Source organism: Rhodococcus sp. P14, from assembly GCF_000256505.1.
In the GTDB taxonomy this organism is placed as follows: Bacteria; Actinomycetota; Actinomycetes; order Mycobacteriales; family Mycobacteriaceae; genus Rhodococcus; species Rhodococcus ruber.
In genome coordinates this window covers 1-9,179 of sequence record NZ_AJFC01000399.1, presented here as the reverse complement: position 1 = coordinate 9,179, position 9,179 = coordinate 1, and the positions used below count along the sequence as shown (strand labels likewise).

The following is a 9,179-nucleotide window of genomic DNA, read 5'->3' as shown; positions in this document are numbered from 1 at the left end:
CCGCCGGGGGGGGGCGGGCGCCCGCCGCTGGTGCCGCAGCCGCGGCCGGACCGGGTGCCGCTGTCGCTGGCCCAGCAGCGCATGTGGTTCCTCAACCGGTTCGACACCGAATCGGCGGCGAACAACATCCCGGTCGCCGTCCGGCTGACCGGCATGCTCGACGTGGACGCCATGCGGGCCGCGGTGCGCGACGTCGTCGCCCGGCACGAGGTGCTGCGCACCGTCTACCCGGAGTCCGACGGGCACGCCTACCAGGTGGTCCTGCCGGTCGCCGAGGCGGCACCCGACCTCACACCCGAACCGGTGTCCGAGGCCGACCTCGTCGCCCGGGTCACCGAGGTGGTCTCCGCGGGCTTCGACGTCACCGACGAGATCCCCTTGCGGGCCAGGCTCTTCCGCGTCGCCGACGACGATCATGTGCTGGTGTTCGTCGCGCACCACATCAGCGCCGACGGCTGGTCCATGGCACCGCTGACGCGCGATGTGATGATCGCGTACGTCGCGCGCGCGGCCGGGCACGAACCGAACCGGGCGCCGCTGCCGGTGCAGTACGCGGACTTCGCGCTGTGGCAGCGTCAGGTGCTGGGCGCGGAGGACGATCCGGACAGCCTCGTCTCCGCGCAGGCCGACTACTGGAAGCGGACGCTCGCCGGCCTGCCCGACGAGCTGAACCTGCCCACCGACCGGCCGCGACCGTCGGTGCAGGCCTTCGAGGGCGGCAAGATCGAGTTCCGCATCGATGCGGGCACCCATCGGCAGGCCGCCGACCTCGCCCGGCGCAGCGGCACGACGCTGTTCATGGTCATGCACACCGCCCTCGCGGTGTTCCTGGCGCGCATGTCCGCCGCCGACGACATCGCGATCGGCACGCCGATCGCCGGCCGCGGTGAGGCCGAACTCGACGAGATGGTCGGCATGTTCGTCAACACCCTGGTGTTGCGCAGCCACATCGACGCCGACGCCGGGTTCGCCGAGCATCTCGGGCGCATCCGCGAGAGCGATCTCGAGGCGTTCGCCCACGCGGACCTTCCGTTCGAACGGCTCGTCGAGATCCTCAACCCCGAGCGGTCCACGGCCCGGCACCCGCTGTTCCAGGTCGCCATGTCGTTCGAGAACCTGCCCGAGACCGGCCTCGAACTGCCCGACCTGAGCGTGTCCACGGTCCCGTTCGACGTCGACAGCGCCAAGTTCGACCTCGCGCTGACCCTGCGGGAGCACACCGCGGCGGACGGCGGGCCGGACGGGATCTCTGCCGAGTTCACCTACGCGCGGTCCCTGTTCGACGCCGACACCGTCGAGGGCTTCGCCGCTCGATTCGCGCACCTCCTCGACGCGGCCGTCGCCGACCCGGCACTGCCCGTCGGTGACCTGCCGCTGCTCGAGCCGCACGAACTCGAGCGGCTGACCCACGTGCGCGGTACCGACGTCGTCAGCGGCGGAACCCTCGCCGACCTCCTGACGGCCGGCGCGTCGCTCGACCCGGACGCGACCGCCGTGCGGTACGAGGGACGGTCGATCACCTACCGCGAGCTCGACGAGGACTCGTCCCGGCTCGCGCGGCTGCTGGTCGAGCGCGGCGTCGGCCCCGAGAACATCGTGGCCGTGGCGTTCCCGCGCTCCTACGACATGGTCCGGGCGGTGTGGGCGGTGGCCAAGGCCGGTGCCGCACACGTGCCGGTCGACCCGTCGTACCCGCCGGAGCGCGTGCGTTACATGCTCTCCGATTCCCGTGCCGCCCTGGGCATCACGGGAACCGCTCACCGGCCCGGCCTGCCCGACGACGCGGAGTGGCTGGTCGTCGACGAACCCGGCCTCGCCTCCGACGTCGCGACCCGGTCGGCGGCCCCGGTCACCGACGCCGACCGTGTCCGGCCGCTGCGCCCGCAGCACCCCGCCTACCTGATCTACACCTCGGGGTCGACGGGCCGGCCCAAGGGCGTCGTGGTCACCCACACCGGTCTCGGCGGCCTGCTGGACACGATCATCGACCTGTACGGCCTGACGTCCCGCTCCCGGTTCCTGCACATCATGTCGCCGAGCTTCGACCCATCGGTGATGGAGTGGATCGCGGCGTTCTCGCAGGGCGCGACGCTGGTCGTCGTGCCGTCGACGATCATCGGCGGCCCCGACCTCGCGGACTTGTTCCGCACCGAACGCCCCACCCACACCATCATCACCCCCGCGGTGATCGGCACCGTCGACCCCGACGGCCTCGACAGCCTCGAGGTGGTCGTCGTCGGCGGTGAGGCACTGCCGCCGGAGCTGGTGAACCGGTGGGCGCCCGGCCGCACGCTGCTCAACGGCTACGGCCCGACCGAGGCGACCGTCATCTCGACCTATGCGCACGTTCTGCCGGGAGACCCGATCACGATCGGCGGGCCCGTGCGCGGCACGACCGCCCTCGTCCTCGATTCCCGGCTGCGCCCCGTCCCCGTCGGCGTCGCGGGTGAGCTGTATCTGTCGGGTGCCGCCCTCGCCCGCGGCTACCACCGGCGTTCGGTGCTCACCTCGGAGCGGTTCGTCGCCGATCCGTTCGCGGCGGACGGTGCGCGGATGTACCGCACCGGCGACATGGTGCGCTGGCGTGTCATGGACGACGACCGGCTCGAGCTCGAGTTCGTCGGGCGCAGCGACTTCCAGGTCAAGGTGCGTGGATTCCGCATCGAGCTCGGCGAGATCGACTCGGCGCTGACGTCCCACGAAAGTGTGGAGTTCGCGGCCACGCTCGGCCGCACGACACCCTCCGGCGGCACCGTGCTCGTCTCGTACGTGCTGCCCAAGGCAGGCGCGACGGTCGACACCGCCGCGCTGACCGAGTTCGTCGGCCGGTCGCTGCCGGCGCACATGGTGCCGTCCGCGATCGTGGTGCTCGACAAGATCCCGCTGACCCCGGTCGGCAAGCTCGATCGCGACGCGCTGCCCGAGCCGGAGCTCGAGGAACGCGAATTCCGTTCCGCGAGTACCGACCTCGAGGAGATCATCGCCGAGGTGTTCGCCGAGGTGCTGCGCCTCGACCGGGTCGGCGTCGACGAGTCGTTCTTCGCGCTCGGCGGCGACAGCATCGTGTCGATCCAGCTGGTCTCGCGCGCCAAGGCCCGCGGTGTCGTGTTCACCCCCCGGGACGTGTTCGAGCGGCGATCCGTCGCCGGGCTCGCCGAGGTCGCGACCCGCACCACCGCGGGGGAGGGCCCGGGCGGTCTGAAGGAACTGCCCGGCGGCGGCGTCGGGGAGGTCCCGCTCACCCCGATCATGCGTGAGGTGCTCGGCTGGGGTGGCGGCTTCGACCGCTTCTCCCAGTCGGTGGCGGTGACGTTGCCGAAGGACATCGACCGGGACGTGCTGGTGCGCACCGTCGGCGCCGTCGTCGACCACCACGACGCGCTGCGGTCGATCCTCGAGTACGACGCCGACGGCGCCCCCGCGCTGCGGGTGCGGGCCGCCGGCACGGTCGACGCCGACGAACTCGTCACCCGCGTCGAGGTGCCCGCCGACATCGACGCCGCCGCGCTCACCGCGGTCGCGTCACGCGAGCTCGACGCCGCGCTCGACCGGCTCGCGCCCACCGAGGGACGCGTTCTGCGGTTCGTGTGGTTCGACTTCGGACCCGGCGACCGCGCCGGCGTGCTGCTCGTCGTCGCGCACCATCTCGTGGTCGACGGCGTCTCCTGGCGGATCCTGCTGCCCGACCTCGCCGTCGCGTGGGGTCAGACGGCCGCGGGACAGGACGTCGCGTTGCCGGCCGTGGGCACCTCGCTGCGCCGCTGGGCCCACGGTCTGGCGGACGCGGCGCGCGCGCCGGAACGCCGGGCGGAGCTCGAGCTGTGGCGGTCGGTGCTCGACGGACCCGATCCGCTGCTCGGCGCTCGTGCGTTCGACCCGGCGGTCGACGTCGCGTCGACCGTGCAACGGCTGGAGGTGACCGTCCCCGCGGCCGACACCGAGTCCCTGCTGACCTCGGTGCCCGCGCTGTTCCACGGCAGCGTCAACGACGGGCTCATCGCCGCTCTCGGCCTGGCCCTGACCCGGTGGCGACGCGACCGCGGCATCGACGCGAAGTCCGCGCTGCTGAAGTTCGAGGGCCACGGCCGCGAGGAGACGGTGGTGCCGGGCGCGGACCTGTCGCGCACCGTCGGCTGGTTCACCAGCGCCCATCCGGTGCGGGTGGACCTGACCGGTATCGACGTCGACGACGCCTTCGGCGGTGGCACCGCCATGGGATCCGCCGTCAAGGCGGTCAAGGAACAGCTCCTGGCGATCCCGGACAAGGGCATGGGCTACGGCCTGCTGCGCCACCTCGACCCGGTCGGCTCGCAGGTCCTGTCCGGCTACACCACCCAGCCGCAGGTGAGCTTCAACTACCTCGGCCGTGTGTCGGCGGCGGACGTGCCCGAGGAACTCGCCGCGATCGGCTGGGTTCCGACGGACGCGCTCGGTGGGGTCGACGCCGCCCTCGACGCGGACATGCCCGCCAACGCCGTCGTCGACATCAACGCGATCGTGTCCGACGGTGCGGACGGACCGCAGCTCGCGGCCGGATTCGCCTACCCGACCGGACTTCTCGGCCCGGACGACGTCGAGTCTCTCGCCGCCTACTGGGTGGACGCGCTCGCGGCGCTGGCCCGGTACGCGAGCGAGCCCGGCGCCGGCGGACTGACCCCGTCGGACGTGCCGCTCGTGTCGGTGACCCAGCAGGACCTCGAGGCGTGGGAGGCGCGCTTCCCGTCGGCGACCGACGTGTGGCCGCTGTCGCCGCTGCAGTCGGGCCTGCTCTTCCACGCCCTCATGGACGAATCCAGCGTGGACGTCTACACGATCCAGGCCGTGCTCGACCTCGACGGCGTGGTCGATCCGCAGCGGCTGCGCGGCGCGGCGCAGGCGCTGCTCGACCGGTACCCGAACCTGCGGACGGTGTTCGTCAACGACGCCGCCGGTGCCGCGGTGCAGGTGGTGCTGTCGGATGTGCGGGTGCCGTGGCGCGAGGCCGACCTGTCGCAGCTCGTCGCCGACGAGGGCGTGCGCGCGACGGTGCCGTTCTGGCGGGAGGAGCAGGCGCGCCGGTTCGCGATGGACGAGGCGCCGCTGATCCGGTTCGTCCTCGCGTCGCTCGGCGGGGGCCGCTACCAGCTCGGCGTGACCGTGCATCACATCCTCGTCGACGGCTGGTCGATGCCGCTGCTGATGCAGGACATGATGATGCTGTACGCCACCCGCGGGGACGAGTCGCCGCTGCCTCGGGCCCGCTCCTACCGGTCGTTCCTGGCGTGGGTCGCCGAGCGTGACCTCGACGCCTCCCGCGCCACGTGGGCGCGGGTGCTCGACGGGTTCGAGGAGCCGACGCTGCTCGCCCCGGCGACCGACCGGCACCCCGGTGCCGAGGGCGCCGACCGCGTACGGCTGCTGCTCGACGACGACCGCACGGCCGAGATCGCCTCGGCCGCAGCCCGGCTCGGGGTCACCGTCAACACCCTCGTCCAGGCGGCCTGGGGTGTGCTGCTCGGCCGGTCGACCGGACGCGACGACGTCGTCTTCGGCGCCACCGTGTCGGGCCGGCCGGCAGACCTGCCCGGTGTGGAGTCGATGGTGGGCCTGTTCATCAACACCCTGCCGGTGCGGGTGACGTTCGATCCGCAGGAGCCGATCGAGCGGTTCCTGCATCGTCTGCAGCGGGAACAGGCGGAGCTGCTCGAGCATCATCATCTGGGACTCACCGAGATCCAGCGGGTCGCCGGGCCGGCCGTCGCGTTCGACACCCTCACGGTGTTCGAGTCCTACCCGCTCGACGAGAAGGGGCTGGCCGAACAGGCGGCGTCGATCGACGGCATGTCGGTCACCGGTGTCGGCACGAACGACGCCACCCACTACCCGCTGAGCCTGTTCGTCCACGTCGGATCCGGCATGGAACTCGACCTGCGTTACCAGCGTCGGCTGTTCGACGCACGGCAGGTCGAGACGCTGCTGTCGCGGTTCGTGCGCGTCCTCGAGACGATCGCCGGGCAGCCGGCGCTGCCGGTCGGCGACGTCGAGCTGCTCGATCCGGCCGAGCTCGAGCAGATCCTGCACGGGTGGAACGCCTCGGACCATGCTCTCGACGGCACCGAGTTGTTGCTGTCCCGGTTCGGGGCGCAGGTCCGGCGCACCCCGGATGCGGTGGCGCTGGCCTACGAGGGGGCCGAGCTGACGTACGCCGAGTTCGGCGCCCGTGTCAATCGGCTCGCGCGGCACCTGATCTCGCAGGGTGTGGGACCGGAGTCCCTGGTGGGCCTGGCGATCCGGCGGTCGTTCGACCTGCTGGTGGGCATGTACGCGATCGTCGAGGCCGGCGGCGCGTGGGTGCCGATCGATCCGGATCACCCGGTCGACCGCGTCCGGCACATCCTCGACACGGCCGATCCGGTGTGCATCGTCACGACCGCCCGCGACGAGTTCACCGTCCCCGACGGACTCACCGTCGACGCCGTCCTGGTCGACGAGCTGGACCTGTCGGCGATCTCGGATGCGCCCGTCACCGATCGGGACCGGCGGGCGCCGCTGCGCCCGGACAACACGGCCTACGCCATCTTCACGTCCGGTTCGACCGGCCGGCCCAAGGGCGTCGCCGTCACCCACCGCGCCATCGTCAACCAGACGGCGTGGATGCTCGACGAGTTCGAGATGACGGCGCGGGACGTCTACCTGCAGAAGACGGCCACGACGTTCGACGTGTCGCTGTGGGGCTTCTTCATGCCGCTGAGCGTGGGGGCGAAGCTGGTCGTGGCGACACCCGACGGGCATCGTGACCCCGTCTACGTGGCGGACGTCATCGCCCGCGAGAAGGTGACGATCACCGACTTCGTGCCGTCGATGCTCACGGTGTTCGCCGCCCACGTCGACCGCGAGTCGTGCACCACGCTGCGCCACATCTTCGTGATCGGCGAGGCACTGCCGCCGGAGACGATCGAGGGCGTGCGGCGCATCAGCACCGCCGCGATCGACAACCTCTACGGCCCGACCGAAGCGGCGGTGTCGGCGACGTTCTGGCAGGCACCGGCCGACGGACCGGTCGACGTGGTGCCGATCGGCGTCCCGGAGTGGAACGTGCGGGTGCTGGTCCTCGACGGCCGGCTGCGGCCGGTGCCGGTCGGTGTCCCGGGTGAGCTGTATCTGGCGGGCGTGCAGCTGGCACGCGGCTACGTCCGTCGCCCGGACCTGACCTCCGACAGGTTCGTCGCGAACCCGTTCGGGGCGCCGGGGGAGCGGATGTACCGCACCGGCGACCTGGTCACGTGGAACGAGGCGGGGGAGCTCGAGTACATCGGCCGCACCGATTTCCAGGTCAAGTTCCGCGGTCAGCGCATCGAGCTCGGCGAGATCGAGACGGCGTTGCTGGCGCACGAGTCGGTGAACCAGGCCGCGGTGCTGGTCGTGCCGACCCCGACCGGCGACCAGCTCGCCGGGTATGTGGTTCCCGCCCCGGGCCGCGAGGTGGATGCCGGCGAGGTGATCGAGTTCGTGTCGTGGACGCTGCCGTCGTACATGGTGCCGGCGGCGATCGTGGTGCTTGCGGAGTTCCCGCTGAACACCTCGGGCAAGCTCGATCGCAGGGCGCTGCCGGCACCGACGTTCGCCGCGCGCGAGTTCCGGGCACCGACGACCCCGATCGAGGAGATCGTCGCGGGCATCTTCGCCGAGGTGCTCGGCGTGGAACGGGTCGGTCTCGACGACGACTTCTTCGCGCTCGGCGGCAACTCCCTGATCGCCACCCAGTTGGTGGCGCGTCTGGGTGCGGCGCTGGATTCGCGGGTGCCGGTGCGGGTGCTGTTCGACGCCTCCACGGTCGAGGCGCTCGCGGCGCACGTCGAGCAGCACGCCGGCTCCGGCGGGTCGGTGCCGCTGGTGGCCGGGCCGCGGCCGGATCGGGTCCCGCTCTCGCTCGCGCAGCAGCGCATGTGGTTCCTCAACCGCTTCGACCCGGAGTCGGCGGCCTACAACCTGCCGGTGGCGCTGCGGCTGTCGGGCCGGTTGAACGTCGCCGCGCTGCAGGATGCGATCCGGGACGTGTTCGCCCGGCACGAGGTGCTGCGCACGGCGTACCCGGAGACCGAGGACGGCGCGGTCCAGGTCGTGCTGCCGGTGACGGCGGTGGTCCCGGACCTCACGCCGGTGGCCACCAGCTGGGACGAGGTGGCCGACCGGATCCGCGAGCTGGCCTACACGGGGTTCGACGTGACGTCGGAGGCCCCGATCCGGGTGCGGTTGTTCACCGTCGGCGAGGACGAGACGATCGTCGCGTTCGTCGTGCACCACATCTCGGCGGACGGCTCCTCGATGGGGCCGCTCACCCGCGATCTGGTGACGGCGTACGTGGCCCGGTCGACCGGCAACGCCCCGGACTGGATGCCGCTGCCCGTGCAGTTCGCCGACTACGCCCTGTGGCAGCGACGGGTGCTCGGCGACGAGAACGACCCGGCGTCGGTGGCCGCGAAGCAGGTGACGTACTGGAAGCAGGCCCTGGCGGATCTGCCGGACCAGCTGGATCTGCCGACCGACCGGCCGCGGCCGGCCGTGCAGTCCTTCGCGGGCGGCAAGATCGACTTCACGATCGATGCCGATCTGCACCGGAAGCTGGTCGAGCTGGCCCGCGGCCGGGGCGCGACGTTGTTCATGGCCGTGCATGCCGCGTTCGCGGTGCTGCTTGCGCGGCTGTCGGGCACCGAGGACATCGCGATCGGCACGCCGATCGCGGGTCGCGGTCAGCGTGAACTCGACGATCTGATCGGCATGTTCGTCAACACGCTGGTCTTCCGTACCCGGGTCGAGTCCGGTGCGTCCTTCGCGGACCTGCTCGATCAGGCGCGGGAGCGGGACCTGCAGGCCTTCGCACACGCCGACGTGCCGTTCGAGCGCCTGGTGGAGGTGCTCAACCCGGAGCGGTCGACGGCCCGGCCCCCGCTGTTCCAGGTGGGCCTGTCGTTCCAGAACCTCGCGACGACGAGTCTCGAGTTGCCGGGACTGACCGTGTCCGGTGTGGACGCGGATCTGCAGACCTCGCAGTTCGACCTGCACCTGGTGGTCACCGACCGGTACGCCGACGACGGTGCTCCCGAGGGGATCACGAGCGTGCTCACGTACGCCACGGATCTGTTCGACGAGCCGACCGTCGTGGTGTTCGCCGAGCGGTTCGTGCGGGTGCTCGAGGCGGT

General features: G+C 71.7%; 1 protein-coding gene. It reads left to right on the top strand.

Annotated elements, in window-relative coordinates:
• Positions 1–9,179: non-ribosomal peptide synthetase (locus tag OEY_RS0127445; protein ID WP_010596920.1), on the top strand; the 9,179-nt coding region annotated here is incomplete at both ends.